Here is a 25,997-nt window from a genome sequence, read left to right on the forward strand (position 1 = left end):
TTCGAAAAAAGGAATGCCCGTCTGGCAAAGACAAGCTAAGCACTATCGGACGGATAGTTTTTAATAAAAAAAGGGTATATAATGCCTATTTCTCTAGTATCTGAAAAACAAGTTTAGGGCCATTATCTAAAGATATTGTTCAAGCATTTCTGCCATTTGAACTTGTAGTTTTTCGGCTTCTTGGGCTGCAGTTTTTCCGAAGTCTTCTCCATTTGAAGCATAAATAATGCCTCTTGACGAATTTACCAATAGGCCACATTCGCTGTTCATTCCGTTTTTCGCTACTTCTTCTAAGCTTCCGCCTTGTGCTCCTACACCAGGAACGAGTAAGAAATGATTCGGGATGATAGCTCTTATCTCCTTTAGTAGGCTGGCCTTGGTAGCACCTACCACATACATCAGTCTATCGGCGTCGGCCCATTGAGAGCTTGTTCTTAGTACTTGCTCATAAAGCTTCTCGTCTCCAACAGAAAGTTGTTGAAAGTCTTTACTTCCTGGATTTGAAGTCAAAGCCAATAAAATGACCCACTTCCCTTCAAAATCTAGAAAAGGCTTCACGGAATCTTCACCCATGTATGGAGCTACAGTAATAGAGTCGAAAGACATTCCAGAAGATGTTTGGTCAAAAAAAGCTCTAGCATAAAGAGAAGAAGTATTTCCTATGTCTCCCCTTTTGGCATCCGCTATGGTAAAACAGTTTTTAGGAATATATGCTAATGTCTTCTGTAAACTCTCCCAACCTTTTGGGCCCATGGCCTCATAAAAAGCGATATTCGGTTTATACGAAACCGCAAACTTTTCAGTGGCATCAATAATCTGCTTATTAAACTCGAAAACAGGGTCTGCCTCCTTTAACAAATGACTTGGAATTTTCTTAATATCTGTATCTAATCCCACACATAGGAACGATTCCTTTTCTTTAATTTCCTTAAAAAGTTCTTCTTTTGTCATTCTTCGAGTTTTTGAGTCCTCAAAGTTATGAGTAATTGGCTATTTTTGCGGCATCTTTTCAATAAAGCATCTAAATGGAATTTAAAAGGTCAGACATAGAAGGTTTAGTAGAAATTCAGCCACGTATTTTTGAAGACGCCAGAGGTTATTTCTTTGAATCTTATCAATACGATTTATTCAAAAAAAATGGCATCCCTGAAGTATTTGTTCAGGACAACCAGTCTTACTCAGATACAGGGGTATTAAGAGGACTACATTTCCAGAGAGAACCTTTTGCCCAAGGTAAACTGGTTAGAGTAATTAGTGGAAAAGTACTAGACGTAGCCGTGGATATCAGACCAGATTCTCCAACTTACGGTCAGTATGAAACGGTGCTTTTAGATGCGAAACTGAACAACATGTTCTACGTACCTGCTGGTTTTGCTCATGGCTTTTATACCATAGAGCCCGCTATCTTCTCGTACAAATGCACAAACCTTTATGATAAAGATAGCGAAGGGGGTATCATCTGGAACGACCCTGAGTTAAATATCGACTGGGGAACAGAAAACCCAAATGTATCTGAAAAGGATTTGATTTTACCTTTATTTAAGGATTTTGCCAAAGGTTAAAATCCGACACTAGCCATATAAAAAGGGATGCCATTTCATAAATAGCATCCCTTTCTTTTTATTATTTATTCGAGTGTTACTCCGGAGAGCTCATTCTCTGACGATTTACTTCATAAAGTAAAACACCACAAGCCACAGACACATTTAAAGAGCCCACTTTACCCAGCATAGGAATTTTCCCTAACATATCACACTTCTCAATTAACTCATCCGAAATACCATCTTCTTCAGAACCCATCACAATGGCAATGGGGCCTGTAAGGTCATGTCTAAAATAAGTATCCTTAGTTTTTTCTGTACAGCCTATCACCGTAAATCCGCTGTCCTGTAATTCTTGAACAGCAGCCGTCAAGTCGTTAACTCTACATACCGGAATGTGCGTAAGTGCACCAGAAGACGTCTTCATGGCGTCGGAGTTTATCTGAGCAGCACCTTTATTAGGAATAATGATGGCATTTACTGCAGACGCCTCAGAAGTTCGGGCTATAGCACCAAAATTTCTTACATCGGTAATTCTATCTAATAGCAGAAAGATAGGCGTTCTACCCGTCTCAAAAGCCGTGGCAATCACATTACTTAATTCGGCATAGTTTACCGCAGAAACATAAGCTATCACGCCCTGATGGTTTTTGCCAGTAACTTTATTTAATCTTTCTACGGGTACTCTCTGAATACCAATATTTTTTTCTCTTGCTAGCGTTTCTACCTCGTCGTGAGAAAAACCCTTTTGAATTAATATTTTTTCTACATCTTTTTCGGAGTTTAAAACCTCCAAAACAGACTGAACTCCAAAAACAAAATCGTCTGGATTTTGTTTAGGTGCTGGTTTATGAAACCTTGATTTCTGCTGAAATGAATCTTGCTTTACTCCAAAACGCTTCCTGTTCTCCATGCTTCTACAAACGGGTACCAGTATGACCCATATTCTGGGTATCTCACTAATTCATAGTGGTCCTCGCTAAATTGATTTTGTTTGCGATAAAATGTAAATATAATTTCCGAGAAGTTGGCATTCTGAGCATACAGCCATACTTCACGCTGTCCCGTTCTCTGTATTCTAGTAGGCGGCCCCAAAATTAGGTAAATCATACCTTTATCTGTCTTCCATCCCTCTTTATATGTCGTAAATAAATCATTGGCCTTCTCTACGCGTCTGTAGTATGACTTAATAATCTGCTTTGCCAAAGATTCGTTACCTGCAGTCATGCTTAAAAAATAGAGGTCTAAAGTTTCTTTAAACTTCTCTGTTTCCTTCAGATTTTTGATTTCGTCGTTCGTACTCATATAAATCAACGGCTCCATCAACTCTTCCACATTGGTTAACCTTGGATACCTGTCATCTACTACCAAAAAACCAAAACCATCCTTTACACCCTCACTGCTATCTAAAAGTACATAAGTGCCTTCTTTAGAAAAGCTTATGGCTTCTCCAGAAGTAAAAGTAATGAGTTCCTCCTCTTTAAAACTTTGAAAGTCATTCCTTTTAGAGGTACTCATAGGAGAAAGAGCCGCAGGAGTTTCAGAGGCATACCTCTTTAAGTATAGTGTTCTTGGCTCTCCATTCAAACTTTTGAAAGTTACTGGAGTATTGGCTAACACAAAGGACTCAAAAGTAGGACGATTATTGCCATTCACAAATAATCCAAAACGATGATTGGGTCTGGTACCGTTAAAGTCAATTGGTGTTTGGTTTGTAAATTTTCTAGAGGCTGATAAATCCACAAACTCTAAAGCTAAGATTGCCTCTGAATATTCTCTAAGCCTTGGTATTTCTAGTTTCAGAAAAAGTCGATTGCCCTTTAACTCCGCATTATTAGCATCCATCTCTACTCTTCCAGACGCCAACTTTTCTTTAATACCCGTGGTAGGGTTATAAGCCCAGTTGGTTTTAAACTTTTTGTTAATAGCCGCGACAGAATTTAGGTCACTTGCTTTTAGATTTTCAAAATCCACCTTCAAGTAAAATACTATCATGGATGAATCTTTCAGAATGTAGTCTGTCTTGATAGACGAAATCGACGGTTCTGTCTCTTTTTGGTTATTTCTCTGAGTACTTAGTGCATCCTGATTGACGGCAGTCTTCTTTTGAACTTTACATCCAGAAGCAATGCCCACCAGTAAAAACACCAATAATGTATGAATGTGGTTCTTTTGTATCATAACTTTATCCTCAAATATAAACATATAGAAAGAACGAATAGTTGGGCTTGGAATTATTTTATGAAAGAAATTGAAAACAGAAAGGATATAGAAGAACTCGTCAATAAATTTTACGAATACGTTCACGCCGACGAAAAAATGGCTCCAATTTTTGTAATGCCGGAAGAACAATGGCTCCGACATTTGCAACGTACGTACAACTTTTGGGATAATTGGCTCTTTGAAACCGGGAGCTACAAAGGTGGGCTGATGTGGGCTCACATAGAGAAAAACCAAAGCCATCCTATTACTACAGACTTATTTGAAAGGTGGCTTTCTCACTGGTTTAGATCGGTAGATGAACTATTCGTCGGAGAGAAAGCAGACTTTGTCAAAAACAAAGCCTTAGAGCTAGGTCAAATGATGAACGCAAGATTGAATAGGAAATGATATATCAAAAAATAAAAGTAGAGCGTACAGCTAGATTTATATTACTCGGAGAGATAACAAAGAAAACTAAAAACATCTGGGTTTGTTTTCATGGATATGGGCAACTAGCCTCACATTTTGGTAAGAAATTTCAGTTTATGACAAATGAAGAAACAGCCATTATAATTCCAGAAGGTTTATCAAGATTTTACTTGAACGACAGTTATCAGCGGATTGGTGCCAGCTGGATTACCCGTGAAATGAAAGACGAAGAAGCGGAAGACTACATTAAGTACTTGAACACCCTTTTTCACCAATTAACAAAAGAAATTGACATAGACTCTGTCAAGATTAACATTTTGGGCTTTTCACAAGGTTGCACTACAGCATGCAGGTGGTTAAATCAAACCAACTTTTCACCTCAACATTTTGTGATTTGGGCAGGATACTTTGGTAATGGCATTGAAGATGTTATTTCAATTGAAAAATTATCTAACACAGCCACTTATTTCGTTTATGGAAATAGGGATATTTTTTTCTTAAATGAACCAGAACTTAAAGAAAAAATGCTTTTAGACTTTCAAGAAAAACTTCCAGTTAAAATTATAGAATTTGACGGTGAACACCGCGTTTCTCCCAAAATCTTAAAAGAACTTATAGCACAGATTAGCTAGATTGCCATTGCTTTATAACCTTGGTCATTTCTTCAAACTCAATCAAAAAACCGTCATGACCATAGCCAGAATCAATTTTAGCGAAAGTGGCCTTTGGTATTAATTTACCCAAGAGCTCTTGCTCTTCAATAGGAAACAACATGTCTGATGTTATCCCTATAACCAGCGTTTTGGCCTTTATTAACTCCAAAGCATCTTTAAGAGATCCTCTGCCTCTACTCACATCGTGTGAGTCGAACATTCTACTAAGCACCCAGTAAGAATACGCATTGAAACGTTTCTTTATTTTATCTCCTTGGTAACTCTGATAAGTACTGGCTCTAAAGAAGTTAATCTGCCCCTCATCTCTAGATTGCGTTCTGTTATAAGTCTCGTAATTTCTGTAAGATAAAAGAGCTATTCCTCTAGCTACTTTCATCCCTTCTTTACCTGCTTCTGCATGTGGTTCTTGCCACGTAGGGTCACCTGCAATAGCCATTCTTTGGCTTTCATTAAATGCTATTCCCCAAGGAGAATGAACAGCATTGGTAGAGAAAAGTATAAGTTCGTTAAATAAATCTGGCTGAGAAACTGCCCATTCTACGGCTTGCTGCCCGCCTAAGGAGCCTCCCATTAAAATATCAATTTTACTTATTTCTAGATGTTTTCTTAGCAATTCAAAACATTGAATAACATCCCTAATGGTTAACATCGGAAATGAAAAGTAGAAAGGCTCACCAGTCTCTGGATTAACACTTAACGGATTAGAACTTCCATAATGTGACCCAGGAACATTCACGCAAATAACGTAATGCTCTTTAGGGTTAAAAAGTCTATTTTCCCCTATTAAACCACCCCACCAGTCAGAAGGATTTGCGTTTCCTGTGAATGCATGGCAAACCCAAACCACATTACTTTTATCCTCATTCAGCTCACCATAGGTGGTATAGCCTAACTCTAGTTCTGGCAGAAACTCGCCATCTTCTAAATGAATGGGTGCATGATGCTTAAAAGTATGATATTTTAACATAAGCTACTGCTTAATCGCTAGATCTTAAAAGATTGAAAAGATGCACGGCCTTAAAATTAGAAGACCGTGCATTTATAAAACTAGGCCTCCATAGCTTGAATGATATCAGCCTTGATGTCTTCTAGGTGCTCTATACCCAATGACACTCTTAACTGATTTGGTAAAACACCCGCATTTATTTGCTCCGCATCATTCAATTGAGAATGCGTAGTGCTCGCTGGGTGAATAATAAGTGTTTTAGAGTCTCCCACATTAGCAAGATGAGATATCAGTTTCAAAGAATTTACAAACTTTTCTGCTCTTGCTCTACCACCTTTAAGATTAAAAGACAATACGCCACCAAAACCTCTTGTTAGGTACTTCTTCGCCAAATCGTGTGTAGGATGACTTTTTAAACCAGGATAGCTTACATCTTCAATTTCTGGATGAGCTAACAACCATTGAGCTAATCCCATGGCATTTTCACACGTTCTTTCAACTCTCAAAGAAAGTGTTTCAAGACCTTGAAGCAATAGGAATGAGTTGAAAGGAGACTGGGCCGGACCAAAGTCTCTTAAGCCTTCTACTCTACATCTGATTATGAATTGGATATTACCAAAAGGGCCTCCAATACCAAAAACATCATTCATCACCAATCCATTATAACTTGGAGATGGCTGTGTAAATTGAGGGTATTTACCATTGCCCCAGTTGAAATTACCACCGTCTATAATCACACCACCCATGCTGGTTCCGTGTCCACCAATCCACTTCGTAGCTGACTCTACCACCACATTGGCACCCAATTTTAATGGCTGCACCAAAGAACCACCTGCACCAAATGTATTATCAACAAATAATGGCAAATCATGCTTCTTAGCTAAAGCTACTAAAGCTTCAAAATCTGGTACATTAAGGCCTGGATTTCCTATAGACTCTACATAAAGTAGTTTTGTTTTTTCGTCAATTAAAGACTCAAAACTGTCAATGTCGTTTCCATTCGCAAATCTGGCTTCTACACCAAGGTTTTTGAAGGTGTTTTTGAATTGGTTAAAAGAACCACCGTATAAGAATGAGCTGCTTACAAAGTTATCACCTACGGTAGTAATATTATTAATAGCTAGAAACTGTGCTGAGTGACCAGAGGCTGTGGCCAATGCTGCGACACCACCTTCTAATGCCGCCATTCTTTTTTCAAAGACGTCATTGGTAGGATTCATAATACGGGTATAAATATTCCCGAATTCTTTCAAAGCAAAGAGGTTAGCTCCATGCTCAGAATCCTTAAATTGATAGGCAGTAGTTTGGTAAATAGGTACTGCTCTAGAAAGAGTAGTTGGGTCAACTTCTTGACCGGCGTGCAATTGTAGCGTTTCGAATTTCAAATCTGACATGACCGATAATAATTTTTAAAATGTTTTAAATCATATGCTGAAACACAGCCATATGCTCCCGAAAATCGGAATAAAACCAATAGGATTTGATAAAATCACAGACTGGTTTATAAGTCCCAAGGGCATTTATTGCTCCATTAGGTAGGTATTGGCACCTTATCGCATTAAGCGGGACAGGTTGCCCGAGGTTCAAAGAGCCCATTCTCTCCCCTCGTCTTTATAAATCAATCCTTAAAACGGGAAATCCGTTTTGGAGAATGATGCGGCAAATATAGTTTCTAAAAAAATCAAATACCAAAATTTAAAAATAAATCTATCAATCCGACATCCTGGAAAGAATTATTCATATTCGTCAGAATAGAGGCGAAGTTATGACAAAAGAATTTGAAAATATACCAGAAACTACCATTGCTTTAAACGAACTGGCAGTTTCAGATACTTCCACTTTGAGCTTCTAAAGAAGGCCATCCTATATGAACTTTTAGAAGACTTTAACACGGATTTCATCCACTCAGAAACCCAAGAAATAAAAGACCGTTTTTTGCTTGAAAAGGAATATTTAACGCTATAGGTGTCATCCGTCATTCTTCCAGATGAAAAATAAAATTTGTTTTTAACCCAGCTCTCGTTTTTTTGAGGAATTAGTCTTGTTATCCATTTAGCATATAGAAATAAGGCTTTATAATGCGTTACTGCTTTCTCACAAACTTCAATTTGCCACCAATTTCTAAAAAATGCCATGAGGGACTCGCTAAAAAGTCTGGATAAAAGTAAAAACTTTTAGCTTCCGCCAAAGCCTTTGTAAAGGAATTGAAATCCTTATCCGCCACAACATCTCTTTGCAGATAACCCAAAGCCAGTCTATAATTAAACCCCTTCACAAAACCACTGGAAGTGCTCATCACATCATAGAAAGCTTGAAAGCTTTGTTTATTAAACCTACCCGTTAATTCTCCTTTCTGAATATCTACATCTATATAATTATTCGTATTCAAAGCCTTTTCATAGCCAGATTCTGAATCTACTATCTCAGTAAAATAGAAATATCTCTCTTGCCCTAAGGCGGTAATTTGAAAAAGTAATAGGCTTACAAAAAGCAGGTATCTCATTGTTCTAAGGTTAGTTGTATTTCATTATTTTTCAATAGAAAATGATAGACCAATTCAAAATCTCTCATGGCATTAATAAAAGCGACTTTTTCAAATTTATGCAAAGATGAAACAAAGATGTCTGCGAGATGCAAATCACCTTGATTTATCAAAGACTGCCTTTTTACACCATTCAATAAATAGGTTCTTGGTGTATACCATTGTCTACCATCAAAAAAAGCCAAGTTAGAATATGTCGCATCTGTTAAGAACCCTTCTTTAAGAAAGATAACATCGTCTGCATTCGTTTCTTCTAGAGATGAAATCAGAAAAGTACGATCAGCATATTTATAACCGTAGTCGTAAGCTCCGCATTCTTTCAATGCTACCCGCTTATGTAAAGCTGCGGTATAGGGTGTAAAAGTCACTTTTGAAATAGCCTCTGCGTAATCTACCCTACATCTATACAAAACATCATCTTCTGGAGCATCACCTAGAAAAGCCTTTAAATTTAATTGTGATTCAATGCCCAATTTCTCAAAACGAGTACTATTCAGGCGTTCGGCATGATAATCTAGCAGGAAAAATTCTCCGTTCTGATATTTGATAGTTTCAAAGAATTGGGACATATATTTTGCTTAATAATTCTTCATATTCCTTTTCGGCTATACTCCTAGAGGTTATTCCGCCACCGCTTTTAAAGACCAATCCATTGGGTGCTTCCTCTATAAACCTTATCATGACTGCGGAGTCCAATCGCTCTCCGTCAAAAACGCCAAAAACGCCGGTATAAAAACCACGTTTCCCATTTTCAAAAGTCTCCTTTTCCGCCTCTTTAATAATTTCTAAGGTTTTGGGCTTAGGAGCACCAGAAATTGAACCTGCTGGCAGTAATTTGAAAATTATCTCCCCTATTCTAGTTTTCCAATCGTCTCCTAATTCACCACAAACTTCCGAGCTCACTTGAAGCAACTCTTTACCGTCTTCTTTCTTTATTCTTTCTAGAAATCTAAAACGCTCCACCCAAACCTTTTTTGCCACTCGGCTAAGGTCATTTCTTATTAAATCAACGATGGTGGTATGCTCATACTTTTCTTTAAGGTCTGCTAAGATAATACTTTCAGCATTTTCAATTTCCGCATTGATGGTTCCTTTCATTGGAAAAGAAGAAATCTTTCCACTTTTGGCTATTTGAACAAAGGTCTCGGGAGAGAAGCACACAAACTTATCCTTTATGAATAGCTTGTATTTTGACCTGCACCTGTGAAAAAGAGCTTCTAAAGGCCAGTTCACCGTTATTTTAGTTTCTACCGTGAGGTTGACCAAAAAACTATTTCCTTTTTTCAAATTACCGAGAACAAAGTCAAAAGCCTTCTTGAAGTCATTGAAAACCATTGGTTTCTTTTCTAATATGAGTTCAGGCAGGTCTTTAAACGCTTTGGTGTGAAAATTTTGATAGTTAATGAAATTGTCATTCATGGCATAAGCCAACTCTTTATGATCTAGATCAAATAATGGAATAACCATAGGATTTTCCATTTCAAAATCTATCATAAAAAGAAACGGAGTTTGGCTTTCGCCAAACTCGTTCATTTGTTTTAATACAATTTCATTTTTCAATATTGACATTATGCCTCTACATATGCTTCTATTGGGAGGCAACTGCAGACTAAATTTCTATCTCCATAGGCGGAATCAATTCTACTAACAGATGGCCAGAACTTGTTTCCTTTCACATATTCTGCAGGGAAAGCGGCTTTGGATCTAGAATAAGGTCTTTCCCAGTTATCCGTCATTACCACTTCCATGGTATGTGGTGCGTTTACCAACACATTATTTTCGGAAGGTACTTCACCACTTTCTATCTCCGCTATCTCTTTTCTAATAGAGATTAGGGCATCACAAAACCTATCTAGCTCTTCTTTCGACTCCGACTCAGTAGGCTCTATCATCAATGTTCCTGCTACTGGAAAAGAAACGGTAGGGGCATGAAAGCCATAATCAATCAATCTCTTTGCTATATCTTCTACCTCTACACCGGCAGAATTTTTAAACGAACGACAATCCACAATCATTTCATGGGCACATCTTCCGTTACTTCCTGTATAAAGAATATTATAATGACCTTCCAGTCTTGATTTAATATAATTGGCATTTAAAATGGCATATTGCGTGGCATTTTTCAAGCCTTCTGCACCCATCATTTCTATGTATGCATAAGAAATTGGCAATATACTGGCACTACCCCATGGAGCGGCCGAAACAGCATGTATTGAACCGAAAGAGTAAGATTCAGAATTTGCTCCAGATGATGTACGATTATTGATATCTACATGACCCGGTAAGAACGGCTCTAAATCTTTCACTACGCCAATTGGCCCCATCCCAGGGCCACCTCCACCATGAGGAATACAAAAAGTCTTATGCAAATTTAGATGACAAACATCAGCTCCTATATGACCTGGAGACGTAAGTCCGACCTGGGCATTCATATTGGCACCATCCATATACACACGACCGCCATGCTCATGAATCAAACTACATATTTCCTTTATACCCTCTTCAAAAACCCCATGGGTAGACGGATACGTCACCATTAAACAAGACAAATTAGCTGAATGCTCTTTCGTCTTAGCTTTTAAATCCTCTAAATCTATATTCCCGTTTTCGTCACAGGCTGTCACCACAACTTTCATCCCAGCCATAACGGCAGACGCGGGGTTGGTTCCATGAGCAGAAGATGGAATTAAAGCAATATTTCTAAAGCTCTCTCCTCTACTTTCATGAAATGCACGAATCACCATCAATCCTGCATATTCTCCCTGTGCACCTGAATTTGGCTGTAAAGACATGGCGTCAAAACCCGTTATTTCACACAACCACTCTTGTAAATTCTTAAATAACTCTTGATAGCCTTCCGTTTGATTTGCTGGGGCAAAAGGATGTATACCTCCAATTTCAGGCCACGTAACCGGAATCATTTCTGCAGTGGCGTTTAATTTCATCGTACAGCTACCCAAAGAAATCATGGAATGCACAAGAGACAAATCTTTATTTTCTAAAGATTTCAAATATCTCAGCATTTCATGCTCCGTATGATGCGTGCTAAATACAGGGTTTGTCAGATAAGGTGAAGTTCTTTTTAACCTTGTTGGAATACCAGATTCTATTTCACCTTTTAGGCTCATCAACACTCTATCTCCTCTAATCTCAGCGAAAATCTCTAATAAATCGCCAACATCATGAAGGGTTTTAGCTTCGTCAAAACTAACACAAACCGTATCCTCATTAACGTACCTAAGATTAATTCCCTTGGCTTCCGCCAGTGCTCTTAACTTTTCTGTCCCATTGACTTCTACTGAAACAGTGTCAAAAAAATCTTCATAATTGACCTTGAAGTCTAATCCTTGAACAGAATTTGCAAAAAATCTTGCTAATCCATGCACTCTTTCAGCTATTCTTTTAATTCCTTCTGCCCCATGGTATAGCGAATACGCCGCCGATAACACCGCTAAAAGAACTTGTGAAGTACAAATATTGGAGGTTGCTTTTTCTCTCCTAATATGCTGCTCCCTGGTCTGAAGAGCCATTCTGTAGGCATCATTTCCTTGGGCGTCTTTAGACATCCCAATAATTCTCCCAGGAATCTGTCTTTTATAATTTTCTGTCACCGCATAAAAAGCCGCATGAGGTCCACCTAAACCCATAGGAATACCAAATCTTTGTGCGGTTCCTAAAACGCAATCAGCTCCCATCTCGCCTGGCGACTTCATTAAAGCTAGAGACAGCAAATCTGCGGCTATTGCTACTTGAATTCCCGCTTCATGAGCATCTTCAATAAACTCAGTATAATCCTTTATCTCTCCCTCTTTACTTGGGTTTTGAATTAAAATTCCAAAAACATCCTCCGAAAACGTAATTTCTTTCTCAGGAACCACTTTAACCGTAATTCCTTGGGGAATACCTCTACCTACTACAATGTCTATGGTTTGAGGAAAACAATTCTCTGAAATCAAAAAGACATCTGCAGACTTCTTCTTTTGACCTTTTCTACTGGCATAAAACATGGCCATTGCTTCCGCAGCTGCCGTTCCTTCATCTAAAAGCGAAGCATTTGCCAAAGGCATTTGTGTTAAATCACAAATAACAGTCTGGAAATTGAACAGCATTTCTAATCTACCTTGTGCTATTTCAGCCTGATATGGTGTATAGGCGGTATACCATGCCGGGTTCTCTAAAATATTCCGTTGAACCACATTTGGTAATATTGACTCATAGTATCCCAAGCCAATAAAAGACTTGAAAACCTTGTTCTTATTTGCAATAACTCTGAAATCCTTTAGAAACTGTGTCTCGGTTTTTGCCTCAGGCAATGAAAGAGACTTCTTCAATCTAATTCCCGAAGGAACCGTCTGTCTGATTAAATCGTCAATACTTTCAACACCAACACTTTTAAGCATGTCCGAAAGATTTTCATCTCTCTTTCCATGGTGTCTATTTTCAAATTTCTCGTATGCTGTAAGACTTATTGTCATTATGTTAAATGTAGTATTAAATAAAGAATGATTCGCCGCCGCAAAAGTACTAATTATGAATTACTTGATAAAGCAAAACCTTTTGGCTTATTTCAATATCCATTGAAAAACATTTAAACAATATTTCAAGCAATGAAAAACATTTTCTTTCTGGTATTAATGCTAAGCATAATATCAAAAAACATATCCTTTGCCCAAGATTTATCAAAGGTTTATGCAGAGACCATTTCAGAATCAGATTTAAGAAAACACCTAGAAATAATTGCTTCAGATGAAATGGAAGGTAGAGAAACTGCAACAGCAGGGCAGTTTAAAGCGGCAAGATATCTCGCTGAAGAATTTGAAAGAATCGGGCTCGAACGACCAGTTGACCTTGGAGCGTATAAATCTTATTTTCAATGGTTCGATGTTTGGGTAAAAGGTAAATCTCAAAAGCTTGTCTTAAACAAGGAAGAGAACGCAGAGGGTTTTGAGAAACGTGCCACCATGAACATTCTAGGTTTCCTACCTGGAACAGGTAAGAAAGAAGAAGTCATTGTTATTTCTGCACATTATGATCATATAGGCATAAACAGTAATGGAGAAATAAACAATGGTGCCGATGACGACGGAAGTGGAACAGCGGCCATTTTAGAAATTGCAGAAGCATTTGCGTTAGCAAAAAAGGAAGGTCACGAACCGAAACGAAGTATTCTTTTTTTATTAGTAGCAGGTGAAGAAAAAGGCCTCTTAGGTTCTAAATATTTCACAGATATATCTCCGGTAATACCATTGGAAACCATCGCTTGTGATTTAAATATAGATATGATAGGACGTAAAGATGATAAGCATAAATCAGACCAATACGTATACCTAATAGGTGCAGATAAGCTCTCAAAAGACCTCGACAAGGTCACTAAAGATGTAAATAAACGTTACATAAATTTTGAATTAGACTATACCTACAATGACGAAAAGGATCCAAACAGATTCTATTATCGGTCCGATCATTACAATTTCGCAAAAAATAATATACCAGTTGTATTTTTTTTTACAGGCGTTCATGAAGACTATCATAGACCTGGAGACGACATTGACAAAATATTATTTCCTAAATACTCAAAAATCACGAAATTAATTTTCCACACAGCATGGGAACTGACAAATAGAGACGAAAGCCTGAAGCTCAATCGTTAAAACTTTCATAAACGTCGGCTAAAAGTATAACTGATAGACAAAACCCTTTAATTTCAAAGCCTCATTCTTGCCTAAATCACCTATTTTTATCCTTTAATTTTATTACTTAAATAAAAAAAATGCCTCTGCATGCATTTATAGGGCATTGAAAGAAAAAACAGGAGAAATCTAATGTTAACAAAAAAAAGGCTTCACAAATGTTTTAGGTTCTAAGGTATTTTCCTTAGAATTGCCAAAGTTTTGTTTAGTATCTGACTACTTAAATCGGTCTAAAGCCTCTTTTCAAAACGAATTAATTATTTTTTTTAAACAAACGGTTTTAATCAAACAAAAACCCCAAAAAATTCTAATCTAATGGAAAAAAAGACTACAGCCCCTGCGGCACCGAAAAAAGCGGCCGCTCCAAAAAAAGGTGGTGGACTTAACGCAGGAATTATCATTCCTATTTTACTTGTAATTGGTATCTGCATCTGGAAATTCATCCTTGGTGATGGTGCTAACTTTGATGACCCTGAGGTAAAACATCATCCATCTAACATGCTAGGTATCGTTTACTCTGGTGGTGTTATTGTACCTATTCTTATTACTTGTTTTCTTATTGTAGTCGTTTTCTCAATTGAGCGTTTTATCACTATTGGCAAGTCTTCTGGAAAAGGCAACTTAGACGCGTTTGTTGCAAAAATCCGTTCTCAAGTTAGCTCTGGTAATCTTGCAGATGCTATCAAAGAGTGTGACAAACAAAGTGGTACTGTAGGAAATGTTGCAAAAACAGCTCTTATGAAGTACAACCAATTAGTTGGTGAAACTCAATTAACAAAAGACCAAAAGTTAGCTGCTCTTCAGAAAGAGATCGAAGAAGCTACTTCATTAGAATTACCAATGTTAGAAAAGAATCTTACTATTCTTTCTACTTTAGGTTCTGTTGCTACACTTATTGCACTTTTAGGAACTGTACTTGGTATGATTCGTTCTTTCTTCGCTATTGGTGAAGGTGGTGGAGCTCCAGATGCAGCTGAACTTGCTCGTGGTATTGCAGAAGCACTTATTAACACTGGTCTTGGTATTGGAACTTCAGCGGTTGCCATCATCATGTACAACCTTTTCACAAGTAAGATTGATGGTTTAACATACAAGATTGATGAAATCGGTATGAGCTTACAACAAACTTTCTCTGCGAATAATTAATCAACTAATTTTTTAGTTATTAAAAATTATTGTTTAACTTTAAGCATTAAAAGAAAAATATATGGCAGCTGTAAAACCAAAAAGACACGGTCCAGCAATGGACATGACAGCGATGTGTGATGTAGCTTTCTTGTTATTGACCTTCTTTATAATGGCCAGTTCATTTAAAAGCGAGGAGACAGTAACAATCAATACTCCATCATCCATTTCACTAGATCTAATCCCTGAAACAGATGCGTCTATGGTCTCTATTGACCAATTCGGCAAATACTATTTCGGAATTGTAGATCCATCTCAAAGAGATGATTTCGCTAAAGCGATGAGCGATAAGTATAACTTAGGACTTTCTCAACAAGAAATGATCCAGTTTACAAGTCTTTCAGAAGTAGGCGTACCAATGAAGCAACTAAAAGCTTACATCAATTTAACTGAAGTTGAAAGAGCGGCATACCCATTAACAGGTATACCTTTAGACTCTACAGACAACGAATTGGTAGACTGGGTAAAGACTTTTGGAGAAACATTCTCAGGCTCTAGTATTACGGTAAGAGGAGATGGTGCCACACCTTATCCTTCTTTAAGAAACCTTTTTAAAGAGTTTGGTGCGGCCGATTTGAACAAGTTTAAATTGATAACCAAAACCGAGAAATAAAATGGCTGAAGTACAAGTAAAAGAATCCGGTGGAGGTAAAGGTGGTAAACCAAGAGTAAAGAAAGGTGCAGGGAAACCAGATATGACACCCATGGTGGATTTAGGTTTCTTATTGATAACATTCTTTATTTACACAACCACCTTCAGTAAACCAAATACAATGGTTTACAACACACCAAAGGAGTTGCCACCAGAGGATAGAATAGAACAAGAATTGGATATTAAAGTATCTAATACTATCACTATAATCTTAGGTGGAGATGATAGAGTATTCTGGTATCAAAAACCTCTAAAAGAGGTAACAGTAGACGATTTAGTTGAAACCGACTATTCTGACACAGGTATTAGAAATGCAATTCTCTTGAAAAAGAAGGGAGCGTTGAGCCCAGAGAACTGGACTGTAATTATTAAACCAAGTGATGAATCTACTTGGAAGAATTCAGTCGATATCCTGGATGAAATGGCCATTACGGATAGTAATAAAAAGGCCGTTGTGGAATTACAAGACGTAGAGAAAGAAGCTTACTATGCCAAAATTGGTAAGCCTGTCCCTACTAATTAATTTTTAAATTCCTAAGAAAATGGATAATAATAAAAATAGCAATCCGCCGAGTTTGGATGATATAATTTTCGAACACAGAAATAAGACCTACGGAGCTTATTTCTTGAGAAAGAATTATTCCAAATTTCTGACGAAGGCAGCAATATATGGCATTAGCTCATGTTTGCTACTGATAGGCGGAGCATGGGGCTATCAAAAATTTGTGGTACCCAACTTGGCCCCTGATGAGATCACTTCTGTAGAGATAGATTTATCTGCCTTGGAAGAAGAACTTGACGAAGAAGAGGAAATTGACATTCCGCCTCCAGAAGAGGAGGAGCCACCACCTCCACCTCCCGAGTTAAAGCAAGTTCAATTCTTACCTCCTGAGCCTAAAGCTGATGATAAGGTAATTATTGAAACGCCTCCTCCCGAAGATAAAGATTTGGAAGATGCCATTGTTTCTACTAAAAATGTAGAAGGAGATAAGGTGACGGATGTATTTACGCCCCCACCCCCACCTCCTCCAGCTGTAACAAAACCAGCAGGACTTGGTAAACCTAAAGAAGAGGAGATTTTCACAGCAGTAGAGCAGAACCCAGAGTTTCCTGGAGGAACTTCGGAGATGTACAAATACATCAACTCTAAAATCAAATACCCACCTGCAGCTCAAAGAGCCAATATTTCAGGTCGTGTATTCGTTAAGTTCGTTGTTGAAAAAGATGGTTCAATTGGTAAAATTGACGTTCTAAAGGGGATTGGTTTTGGTTGTGACGAAGAAGCAATTCGCGTTATCAAATCGATGCCAAAATGGAATCCAGGACGTCAGAATGGTAAAAATGTTCGTGTATTCTTTACCATGCCAGTATTCTATCAATTAGAGTAATGTCTGGCCGTATGGACCCTAATAGACTATGGACAATTACAAAACTTGTCTTAAATGTCACCATGGGATTACTTTACATATTCATTGGATTCTTTATCATTAAGAAGCAATGGTTTATGTCGAGCCTCCCACAGAGTGTAAGCTACTCATTAGGTGGTCTTTTAATAGTCTACGGCATATTCCGAATCTATCGCATATTGAAAAACAGGTCACTTTAAGTGGCCTGTTTTTTAGTTAATTGGCCAGCAACTTTTTAAAATCAGCAAACTTTTTTCTTAAAAAGACGTATTTATCATTATGAATAAGTTTCTTAAATATTTGCCCTTCCTTCTTTTCTCTGGGGTACTTCTTGCCCAAAATGCTTGCCAGCATCCTAGAGATAGTGATAGGCTGTCTGTGAGTAAAGGAGAGATAACCGTAACTGTAGATGAATCTTTCAAACCGGTGGCACGGGCTCAAATTACAGCCTATCAAGCCCACTATCCAGACACCAAGTTTAATATTATATATACGCCAGAACAAAAAGCCATCAACGCTCTCCTAAGCGACTCGTCTGATTTAGCGATTGTTTCAAGAGAATTGACAACAGAAGAACAAAAGTATTACGTTCAAAGAGATAGAGAATACCATCCAGCCAGAATGGCATTGGACGCTGTAGTACTCATCACTAATAAGGAAAGTAATCTAGAGAGCCTTACCATGGATGAAATTTCAACCATACTTAAAGGAGAAAAAAGCGACATCAAATTTATTTTTGATAATAGCAGTTCCAGTAATCTAAATCTCATGTTGGAAAAATTCGACATCAAAAACATTAATAAAGCAAACATCTTTGCAGCCGACGGCACTGAGGACGTTTTTGACCGTGTGGAAAAAAGTCAAAATGTCATAGGGCTAGTTGGTCTAAACTGGATAAGTGATGTGGATGATAAAACCTCAATGGCATTAAAAGAAAGAATTAAGATATTGGGTATTAAAACAACAGAAAATTCTGCAAGCATTTTTCCTTCCGTAAATAATCTCAAAGAAAATCAATATCCCTTTATCAAAATTATTTATTTACATACCACTCAAAATGGTTGGGGGGTTGCAATGGGTTTCATTCGATTTGCCTGTACGCAAGTGGGGCAATTAGTGGTGGAAAAAATGGGTTTACAGCCCTATTATCTGATTCCTAAAAATTATCAACTTACTTCCGGAAATCCGATAGTGGTTGTAGAATAAGAATATTTTGTATTAACATATCATTTACAAACCTTTTATTCTCTAAAAAGTCTAAGTAAAACATAAAAAAAACATTATTTTACGGTCTAAAAGGCTTTTAATAAGCACCATTTTTTTAATTTTGCGAACTTTAATTTAACAGACAAAACAAACCTTAACTGGAAGTGAAGATGAAGACGATTATGAAAACACTGTTATTAAGTTTTTCAGTTTTAGTTCTTACTGCTCTTAATGGCAATGCTCAATCGATAGATGAAGGGCTAAGACATTTGAATGCAGAAAGATACATTAAAGCCGAAGAGGTATTTAACAAATTAGTGAGTACAAACCCTGTACCAGAAAATTATTTTGAACTTGGAAGATTTTATCTTCTAACCCCAAATGCCAAAGAAAATTTGGGCAAAGCTCAAGAGGCTTTTACTAAGGGAAATTCACTAGAAAAAAAAGGTGATGATCTAAATACACTTGGTTTGGCTATGGTACAAATTGGTAAAGGTGATTTAGCCGGAGCTAAAGTTACTATTGATGATGTTATAGGAAAAGGAAGAGGTTCTAAAGATTCTGAATTAATCTATAGAGCAGCTGAAGCATATACGCTTTTTGATTGGTCTAACGACCCTGCTGAAGCCATTATGCTTATTGACAAAGCATTAGAAGTTAAGAAAATTGATAACCCTCAGTACTATGTTGTAAAGGCTAAAGCCTACGACATTAAAAACGAAGGTGGTGATTTAATGAATGCCCTTAGGAATGCAGAAAGACTTGATCCTAAAGACAAGGCCTATATCTATTCCTTCATGGCTAAAATATGGTTACAAGGTAAAAACTATCCTGAAGCTCAGACGGCCATTGCTAACTCCATTGCTGCTGATATCGAACATGCTCCTGCGTACTACTACCTATCTTCTTTAGAGCAAACATACCAAAGATGGGAAAAAGCTGCTGATGCCGCACAGAAATACTTAGAATACGGAGATGCTGATTGCTCTGCTAAACTTAGATACACGAAGTTAGCTTTTACAGCAAAAGACTTTGACAACGTTCTTAAGAAGATTAAAGAAATTGAATCTTGTAATCAAGATCCAATTGTTCATAGACTTTCTGGTATTTCTAAATTTGAATTGGGTAACTATGACGCTGCCATAGCAGATTTGAAAAAATACCTTAGTGTAGCAGAGAAAGCAGAAATTTTTGGTCTAGACTATGGTTTTATTGGTAGAGCTTATTTAGCTAAAACTGATGAGGCAAACATGGAAGCGAATGATAAGTTAGCGATTGAAAACATAGAGAAAGCTATATCTTTAAAAGATACCACTTTTGACTACTACAGTGAATTAGGTAGATATTTCCAAGAGAAGCAGAACTATCCATCAGCACTTACTTATGTTTCAAAAGCCATAAAAAACAAGAAAGCACCAAATGGTCAAGATTTTTGGAGCTTAGGCTACCTACAGTACATCGTAAGAGATTACGCCGCTGCAGATTCTACATTTGATAAAGTTGTTCTTTTGTATAAAGACACTTGGGCTCCGCCATATTTAATGAGTGCAAGGTCTAAAGCATATAAAAACTCAGAAGATACGACCTTCATTGCTGCTGATAGATATCAGAAATATGTCTCTTTAATTCCAGATGACCAAAAACCTGCTAATGCCGCCAGTCTTTCTGAAGCATATAGCTATTTGGCTGCTAAAGAATGGCTTATAAATAAAGACGCTGATAAGGCTATGGTTTTCATTGATGAGTTATTGAAATATGACCCGACATATCAAAGAGCAATAGACCTAAAAAATTCTATATTGGGCATTACCCCAGAAGTAGAAGTAATGCCTACTGATAGTACCAAAAAGGCAACTCCTGGTAAGCAAAAAACACAATCTGGAAAATAAATTTTCCAGATAAAAAAAAGCCTGGCTAATGCCAGGCTTTTTTTGTTTCACAAGTTTGTATTCCTCGTTTAACAAATAGTCCTAAATTTGTTGTTCGTTAATCTAAAATTCTATTCATGTTTAATCTTGTAATCTTTGGACCTCCCGGAGCAGGGAAGGGCACTCAATCAGCCAAAATCATTGAAAAATATAATTTGGCTCATATTTCAACTGGTGATATGTTTCGAATGCATATCACGAATAATACTCCTCTAGGACAAAAGGTAAAAGAATTGCTTTCAGAAGGAATTCTAGTTCCAGATTCCATCACAATTAATATGTTGGAAGAGGAAGTAGAAGCCAATCCAAATGTTTCTGGCTTCATTTTTGATGGTTTCCCACGTACAGTAGCACAAGCCGAGTCTTTAGACAATTTCTTAAAGACCAAAGACGAGACAATTACGCTTGTAATACAATTAGACGTAAATCAAGACGAAATAAAAAAACGAATTGCTGAAAGAAAAAAGGTAAGCGGTAGAGCAGATGATGACGAAATAAAACTGATTAAAAGGATAGATGAGTATTTTCAAAAAACTATTCATGTACTTCCATATTATGAAAGCCAAGGAAAACTTATAAAAATTGAAGGTATTGGAGCCATAGATAGCATCTTCGCTAACATTTCCAATGCAATTGATAAAAATAGGTGACCGTATAATCAATTTCAGGAATCAATCTTTAATTTTTAATTAATCCTTTATAGCTTTAAAATTCAATCTAAAATGACGTCAAATTTCATTGATTACGTAAAAATACACTGTACCTCCGGAAGCGGTGGTGCGGGTTCAGTTCATTTTAGAAGGGAAAAGATGGTGGACAAAGGTGGACCAGATGGCGGCGATGGCGGCAGAGGTGGCCATGTGATTCTAAGAGGTAATCGGAATCTATGGACCCTGATACATCTGAGATACCAGAAACACATCAAAGCCGGAAACGGTGTTAGAGGAAGTGGAAGCAAGAGTTCTGGTGCACAAGGGCAAGATGTGTTTATTGAAGTACCCATTGGAACGGTAGTTAAAAATTCTGAAACTGGAGAAATTCTAGCAGAAATCACCGAAGATCAACAGGAGACTATACTTTATTCAGGTGGCTTAGGCGGTTTAGGGAACACTCATTTCAAATCAGCTACCAAACAAACTCCTCAATACGCTCAAACCGGTAAAGACGGGCAAGAAGGTTGGGTCATTTGTGAGTTAAAAGTTTTGGCGGATGTAGGTTTAGTAGGTTTCCCCAATGCCGGAAAGTCAACTTTATTATCTGTTGTTTCTGCTGCAAAGCCTGAGATAGCAAATTATGCCTTTACCACGTTGACTCCCAATCTTGGGGTAGTTCAATATCATGATTATCAGTCCTTTATTATGGCTGATATACCTGGAATTATAGAGGGTGCTGCCGAAGGTAAGGGACTTGGTATAAGATTTTTAAGACATATTGAACGCAATTCAATATTACTTTTTTTGGTTTCAGCTGAAAGTGAAGATATTGAAGCCGAATACCAAACATTGTTAAACGAATTAAAAAAATATAATCCTGAACTACTAGACAAACACAGGATTTTGGGAATCTCTAAAACGGATACTCAAACTAAAAAAGACCTTGAAAAAATAAGTAAAAAATTACCCAAGGATATTCCTACAGTAATGTTTTCTTCCCTAAACCTAAACGGAATTCAAGAGTTAAAAGATGTCCTCTGGGCTCATTTATCTTAAAAATTACCCATGAAAAAATGTGCTTTTTAAAAACTGATTTTAGTATAAGAAAAAAACCATTTTGGTTACATGGGAACTTTAAGAAAAGTAGTACTTTATCTATTTATATGCTTTAGTGGTAACTCTTTTGCACAGGACATTGATATAACATTTCCGTCTGAAAGAGCTGTTTTTCAAAGAAATAATGGTAACGCAACCATTGTCTACATAGCTGGAAATTTTAGGGCGAGAATGGACAAAATTGAAGCCAAACTCACACCAATTCAAGGCGGAACGCCTATAGACTGGACCACCATAGTGGCTCCACCCTTCTTCGGAACCTATCGTGGCTCTTTAGTAGTACAAGGAGGTTGGTATGAGTTACGAGTTCGTGGAATACAGGATGGACGCGTAGTTGCAGAAAGTGTGGTTAGTAAATTTGGCGTAGGAGAAGTATTTTTAATCTCTGGCCAATCAAATGCACAAGGCTATTATGGTCGAGGCCAGAAACCTGCTTATGACGATAGAGTAAACGTAGTATCCAATTTTTTCAGCGAAGGTTATAACCAACCGATTTACCCCTCTTTTGGTCATTTAGATGCTGGATCTTCAATAGCTCCAACGGGTAAAGGCTCATGGTATTGGGGAGAACTCGGTGATTTACTAGCTAACAAACTTAATGTCCCTATACTTTTCATGAATGCCGCATGGGAAGGTTTTCCCGTTACGGAATTTGTAAAATCTTCAAATGGTGAAAAAGGCACCAACCCTTACTCCTATAATCAAGCCCCTGCTGGATATCCATTTTCCAGCATTACAGATGCCTTGCATTATTATACCAATTTAACCGGACTTAGAGCTGTATTATGGCATCAAGGAGAAAGCGATAACTTTCTCAACACACCGTTCGACACTTACTATGCAGACTTGACAAGAATGATCCAAGAAGCCAATAACAGAACTGGCAAAAACATTTCTTGGATGGTCGCTAGAGTCTCAAAAACTTCCGAAAGATTTCACCAACCTATCATTGATGCTCAAAATGCTGTTATTGGTAATAATGGGAATGTTTTTGCGGGACCAAATACAGATGAAATATTAGATAGAGTTGACGGAGTTCATTTCTCTACCACAGGATTCACCAAAGTGGCCAATCAATGGAATAATTACATGTCATCAGATTTCTTTGCATACTCAAATCCGCAATTTGGCAACCCGCCTATGCAAATTGAATATAACTGCAAAAATGAGAACCCAGCGAAGCCTATGCACCTAGCTGCCCCTGTAGGTTATTCCTCTTATAAATGGAATAACGGTGAAAATGATATTCGTACCACGGTAGGCACGGGATATCATCAAGGTCAAGCAAAAGATCTATACGGCAATATCTATTATTCCGCTCCTATTCTATTTGACAATTCCTTATTTCCTGTTAAACCCAATATTGAAGCCCTCGGCTCAACAGAATTTTGCCAGGGGCAATCTGTAGAAATAAAGACCAATAGCAACTTTTGGAATTATTGGAACACTGGCGAGCAAGCAAATACCATAAGAGCCAGTCAGCCTGGAGCCTATTTTTTAACGCACGTCAACATTTACCTTTGCGGAGCTGAAAGTGACAAAGTACAAGTTAAAAATTTACCTACTCCCGTTCCACAAATAATAGCTTCTGGCCCTCTCGATATTTGCTCGGATGAAGAACTAATTCTAAGCTCAAATTTAAACACCGGTATCCAATGGAGTACGGGCGAAAACACGCAAGACGTCAGAATAAATTCTTCAGGCTCATTCACCGTAAAAGCAAAAAATGAATTTGGATGTGAAGGACAGTCAAATCCTGTCACCGTTACCATTAAACCCGCCGCATTAAAGCCGAGTATCCAAAACCTTGGCCCTAATGAATTTTGCGATTCCGACTCAACCATATTACGTGTTGAGAATCAACAAAACATGCTTTGGAACTCTGGTAGCTCTTTAAGAGAGCTCACTGTAAGAACAACAGGGGCATATTATGCCATAAACAAGAATGAGTTTGGCTGTACTTCTTCTTCTAATAGTATTAACATTATAGTTAACCCAAGCCCAGAGAAGCCAAACATTGTGGCAGAAGGTAGTTTAGAGGTATGTGATGACGAAACGGTCATTTTAAAATCAACTCCTGCTTACGGTTATAACTGGAGTACTGGTCATACTACCGAACAAATAGAGCTAAAAAACACCAGGGAAGTATATTTAAGAACAAGTAATAAGTTCGGCTGTATGTCCCCCGCGTCTGATTCTAAAGAAATCGTGGTCCTAGAAAAACCAAAGAATCCCACAATACTCCAAACCGGAACTTTTACACTTAATTCCTTATTCACTTCCGACACCTCTAACATGCAATATCTCTGGGTCGTGAATGACACAAAAATTAATCAAAACACAGCTTTTATAAAAGCAACAAAAACTGGTGATTATCTACTAAAAGGCATTAAGACTTATATCTTAAAAAATGGCTCTATCAAAACTTGTGAGTCTGACACCTCTCAGCCTTTCCAATATTATTTGGATGAGCGTAGAAACGGTTTCAGCTTCTATCCAAACCCAACACCTGACAAGAAAATAACCATTGAAACCCTGGAAGATGTGGATAGGGCGACAGTAACAATTTTTGATTTAAGTGGCAAACCTCGCTACTCAGAATATGTTGAAATTTTTAATCGTCCAATTACAATCGACTTGGATAAATTACCACAAGGTAAATATATTTTGAAAGTCAAAAACAACCGAGACAAGTTTACTGGAAAGTTAATGATTGAATAAAAACTTCAATCTACGCTGAAAGACTCCTTTATTATCAAAGACTTTCTTCTAAATGTTCTATTTATAAAAAAGTACACTTCTGAGTATTATTTTTAAGCAGAATTACACTCCAATCAATTTGTAAAACACTGCAATGAATGGTAATTTTGCAGCTTGATTTCAAGACCAAATGAATAGCAATTTACCGCAAGATTATTTACCAATATTATTTCAATTCGCTTTAGCAATTGGATTTGTTGGATTTACAATAGTTATTACCCATTTAATTGGGCCAAGATTAAAAAGCAAGAAAAAGGAGGCTCCTTTTGAATGTGGCATTGAATCTGAAGGTGACGCAAGAGCTCCATTATCAGTAAGGTATTTTCTTATCGCTATCCTATTCGTTTTATTTGATGTTGAAATCATATTCATGTACCCTTGGGCAGTGAACTTCAAAAGTCTCGGTTGGTTTGGTTTTATGGAGATGTTACTTTTTGTAACTTTCCTTATGGCTGGATTTTACTATATCATTCGCAAGGGCGTTTTAAATTGGGAAAAGGACTAAAAACATCTAAAGAAATCTCATGAGTACAGTAAAAACAGTAGATGCACCAGATGGTTATGAAGGTTCTGGATTTTTCGCCACTTCTTTAGACCAAGTTATTGGTCTAGCAAGAAGCCACTCTTTGTGGCCTTTACCATTCGCTACGTCTTGTTGCGGCATCGAATTCATGGCTTCCATGGGTTCTCACTACGATATATCAAGATTTGGTTCAGAAAGACCAAGTTTCTCTCCAAGGCAGGCAGACCTCTTAATGGTGATGGGAACCATAGCCAAAAAAATGGCTCCAGTAGTTAAACAGGTTTATCTTCAAATGGCAGAACCTAGATGGGTTATTGCCGTAGGTGCCTGTGCGTCGTCAGGAGGTATTTTTGACACCTATTCCGTATTACAAGGAATTGATAGGATAATTCCTGTAGACGTCTACGTGCCTGGTTGTCCTCCAAGGCCAGAACAAATTTTAGATGGTTTAATGCAAATTCAAGAATTGGCAAAAAATGAACCATTAAGAAGACGCGAGTCTGAAGAATACAAAGCTCTTTTAGAATCATATAACATCTAAAAA

24 protein-coding genes and 1 riboswitch are annotated in these 25,997 nt (G+C 37.5%); of the genes, 15 read left to right on the forward strand and 9 right to left on the reverse strand.

Going from position 1 to position 25,997, the window contains the following annotated elements:
* Positions 1–126: 126 nt before the first annotated feature.
* Entirely contained in the window at positions 127–951 is an 825-nt protein-coding gene (pyrF, locus tag ACSBFT_RS13560; RefSeq protein WP_489601043.1) for an orotidine-5'-phosphate decarboxylase, read from the reverse strand.
* Between the two features lie 74 nt (positions 952–1,025).
* On the opposite strand from pyrF, the gene rfbC reads away from it, so the two are divergent.
* On the forward strand, positions 1,026–1,562 hold the full coding sequence (gene rfbC, locus ACSBFT_RS13565; protein ID WP_463047357.1) for a dTDP-4-dehydrorhamnose 3,5-epimerase: 537 nt from the start codon (positions 1,026–1,028) through the stop codon (positions 1,560–1,562).
* A gap of 76 nt (positions 1,563–1,638) precedes the next feature.
* Here rfbC and rlmB read toward each other — a convergent pair whose 3' ends face one another.
* Together rlmB and ACSBFT_RS13575 are read right to left on the reverse strand one after the other, a co-directional pair.
* Positions 1,639–2,454: a 23S rRNA (guanosine(2251)-2'-O)-methyltransferase RlmB gene (gene rlmB, locus ACSBFT_RS13570; protein ID WP_463047356.1), complete on the reverse strand. Its 816-nt coding sequence runs from the start codon at positions 2,452–2,454 to the stop codon at positions 1,639–1,641.
* Entirely contained in the window at positions 2,427–3,722 is a 1,296-nt protein-coding gene (locus ACSBFT_RS13575; RefSeq protein WP_489601044.1) for a GWxTD domain-containing protein, read from the reverse strand. Before ACSBFT_RS13575 ends, rlmB begins: the two co-directional genes overlap by 28 nt.
* Positions 3,723–3,782: 60 nt before the next feature.
* Here ACSBFT_RS13575 and ACSBFT_RS13580 point away from each other — a divergent pair, with 60 nt between their 5' ends.
* Both ACSBFT_RS13580 and ACSBFT_RS13585 read left to right on the forward strand, forming a co-directional pair.
* A complete protein-coding gene (locus ACSBFT_RS13580) occupies positions 3,783–4,151 on the forward strand; it encodes a group III truncated hemoglobin (RefSeq protein ID WP_463047611.1) in 369 nt (122 codons plus the stop codon).
* Positions 4,148–4,804 carry an alpha/beta hydrolase gene (locus ACSBFT_RS13585; RefSeq protein WP_463047612.1) on the forward strand — a complete coding sequence of 219 codons (657 nt, stop codon included), beginning with the start codon at positions 4,148–4,150 and terminating at the stop codon, positions 4,802–4,804. Before ACSBFT_RS13580 ends, ACSBFT_RS13585 begins: the two co-directional genes overlap by 4 nt.
* On the opposite strand, the gene ACSBFT_RS13590 is transcribed toward ACSBFT_RS13585, so the two are convergent.
* The 6 genes from ACSBFT_RS13590 to gcvP form a co-directional block, all read right to left on the reverse strand.
* A complete protein-coding gene (locus tag ACSBFT_RS13590; protein WP_463047613.1) occupies positions 4,797–5,813 on the reverse strand; it encodes a homoserine O-acetyltransferase family protein in 1,017 nt (338 codons plus the stop codon). The genes ACSBFT_RS13585 and ACSBFT_RS13590 overlap by 8 nt on opposite strands.
* 80 nt (positions 5,814–5,893) lie before the next feature.
* Positions 5,894–7,177, reverse strand: coding sequence for an O-acetylhomoserine aminocarboxypropyltransferase/cysteine synthase family protein (locus tag ACSBFT_RS13595; RefSeq protein ID WP_489604841.1), 1,284 nt, complete (start codon positions 7,175–7,177; stop codon positions 5,894–5,896).
* 113 nt (positions 7,178–7,290) lie between these two features.
* A riboswitch (SAM riboswitch) is annotated at positions 7,291–7,412 on the reverse strand.
* Between the two features lie 463 nt (positions 7,413–7,875).
* On the reverse strand, positions 7,876–8,295 hold the full coding sequence (locus ACSBFT_RS13600; RefSeq protein WP_489601045.1) for a hypothetical protein: 420 nt from the start codon (positions 8,293–8,295) through the stop codon (positions 7,876–7,878).
* Positions 8,292–8,903 carry an aminotransferase class IV gene (locus tag ACSBFT_RS13605; RefSeq protein ID WP_489601046.1) on the reverse strand — a complete coding sequence of 204 codons (612 nt, stop codon included), beginning with the start codon at positions 8,901–8,903 and terminating at the stop codon, positions 8,292–8,294. The genes ACSBFT_RS13600 and ACSBFT_RS13605 overlap by 4 nt, the downstream gene beginning before the upstream one ends.
* Entirely contained in the window at positions 8,887–9,903 is a 1,017-nt protein-coding gene (locus tag ACSBFT_RS13610) for an aminodeoxychorismate synthase component I (RefSeq protein ID WP_489601047.1), read from the reverse strand. Before ACSBFT_RS13610 ends, ACSBFT_RS13605 begins: the two co-directional genes overlap by 17 nt.
* Positions 9,903–12,809 carry an aminomethyl-transferring glycine dehydrogenase gene (gene gcvP, locus ACSBFT_RS13615; protein ID WP_489601048.1) on the reverse strand — a complete coding sequence of 969 codons (2,907 nt, stop codon included), beginning with the start codon at positions 12,807–12,809 and terminating at the stop codon, positions 9,903–9,905. Before gcvP ends, ACSBFT_RS13610 begins: the two co-directional genes overlap by 1 nt.
* A 132-nt stretch (positions 12,810–12,941) precedes the next feature.
* Here gcvP and ACSBFT_RS13620 point away from each other — a divergent pair, with 132 nt between their 5' ends.
* The 12 genes from ACSBFT_RS13620 to ACSBFT_RS13675 all read left to right on the forward strand — a co-directional run bounded on the left by ACSBFT_RS13620 (position 12,942) and on the right by ACSBFT_RS13675 (position 25,994).
* Positions 12,942–13,985, forward strand: a complete 1,044-nt coding sequence (locus ACSBFT_RS13620) for a M28 family peptidase (protein ID WP_489601049.1) — start codon at positions 12,942–12,944, stop codon at positions 13,983–13,985.
* A 354-nt stretch (positions 13,986–14,339) separates the two neighbouring features.
* Entirely contained in the window at positions 14,340–15,170 is an 831-nt protein-coding gene (locus ACSBFT_RS13625) for a MotA/TolQ/ExbB proton channel family protein (RefSeq protein ID WP_463047621.1), read from the forward strand.
* Between the two features lie 61 nt (positions 15,171–15,231).
* Complete coding sequence (locus tag ACSBFT_RS13630; protein ID WP_463047622.1) at positions 15,232–15,822, forward strand: ExbD/TolR family protein; 591 nt, start codon at positions 15,232–15,234, stop codon at positions 15,820–15,822.
* A gap of 1 nt (position 15,823) precedes the next feature.
* Positions 15,824–16,384, forward strand: coding sequence for an ExbD/TolR family protein (locus tag ACSBFT_RS13635; RefSeq protein WP_463047623.1), 561 nt, complete (start codon positions 15,824–15,826; stop codon positions 16,382–16,384).
* Between the two features lie 19 nt (positions 16,385–16,403).
* Entirely contained in the window at positions 16,404–17,249 is an 846-nt protein-coding gene (locus ACSBFT_RS13640; RefSeq protein WP_463047624.1) for an energy transducer TonB, read from the forward strand.
* Between the two features lie 297 nt (positions 17,250–17,546).
* Positions 17,547–18,473, forward strand: coding sequence for a PstS family phosphate ABC transporter substrate-binding protein (locus tag ACSBFT_RS13645; protein ID WP_489601050.1), 927 nt, complete (start codon positions 17,547–17,549; stop codon positions 18,471–18,473).
* Positions 18,474–18,655: 182 nt separating this feature from the next.
* Entirely contained in the window at positions 18,656–20,362 is a 1,707-nt protein-coding gene (locus tag ACSBFT_RS13650) for a tetratricopeptide repeat protein (RefSeq protein WP_489601051.1), read from the forward strand.
* A 116-nt stretch (positions 20,363–20,478) separates the two neighbouring features.
* Positions 20,479–21,051, forward strand: a complete 573-nt coding sequence (locus ACSBFT_RS13655) for an adenylate kinase (RefSeq protein ID WP_489601052.1) — start codon at positions 20,479–20,481, stop codon at positions 21,049–21,051.
* A 72-nt stretch (positions 21,052–21,123) separates the two neighbouring features.
* Positions 21,124–22,110, forward strand: coding sequence for a GTPase ObgE (gene obgE, locus ACSBFT_RS13660; protein WP_463047628.1), 987 nt, complete (start codon positions 21,124–21,126; stop codon positions 22,108–22,110).
* A 69-nt stretch (positions 22,111–22,179) separates the two neighbouring features.
* On the forward strand, positions 22,180–24,891 hold the full coding sequence (locus tag ACSBFT_RS13665; protein ID WP_489601053.1) for a sialate O-acetylesterase: 2,712 nt from the start codon (positions 22,180–22,182) through the stop codon (positions 24,889–24,891).
* A gap of 169 nt (positions 24,892–25,060) precedes the next feature.
* Positions 25,061–25,435, forward strand: coding sequence for an NADH-quinone oxidoreductase subunit A (locus ACSBFT_RS13670; RefSeq protein ID WP_463047630.1), 375 nt, complete (start codon positions 25,061–25,063; stop codon positions 25,433–25,435).
* A 19-nt stretch (positions 25,436–25,454) separates the two neighbouring features.
* Positions 25,455–25,994, forward strand: coding sequence for an NADH-quinone oxidoreductase subunit B (locus tag ACSBFT_RS13675; RefSeq protein WP_463047631.1), 540 nt, complete (start codon positions 25,455–25,457; stop codon positions 25,992–25,994).
* Positions 25,995–25,997: the final 3 nt, after the last annotated feature.

Source organism: Arcticibacterium sp. SM2516 (assembly GCF_057914865.1).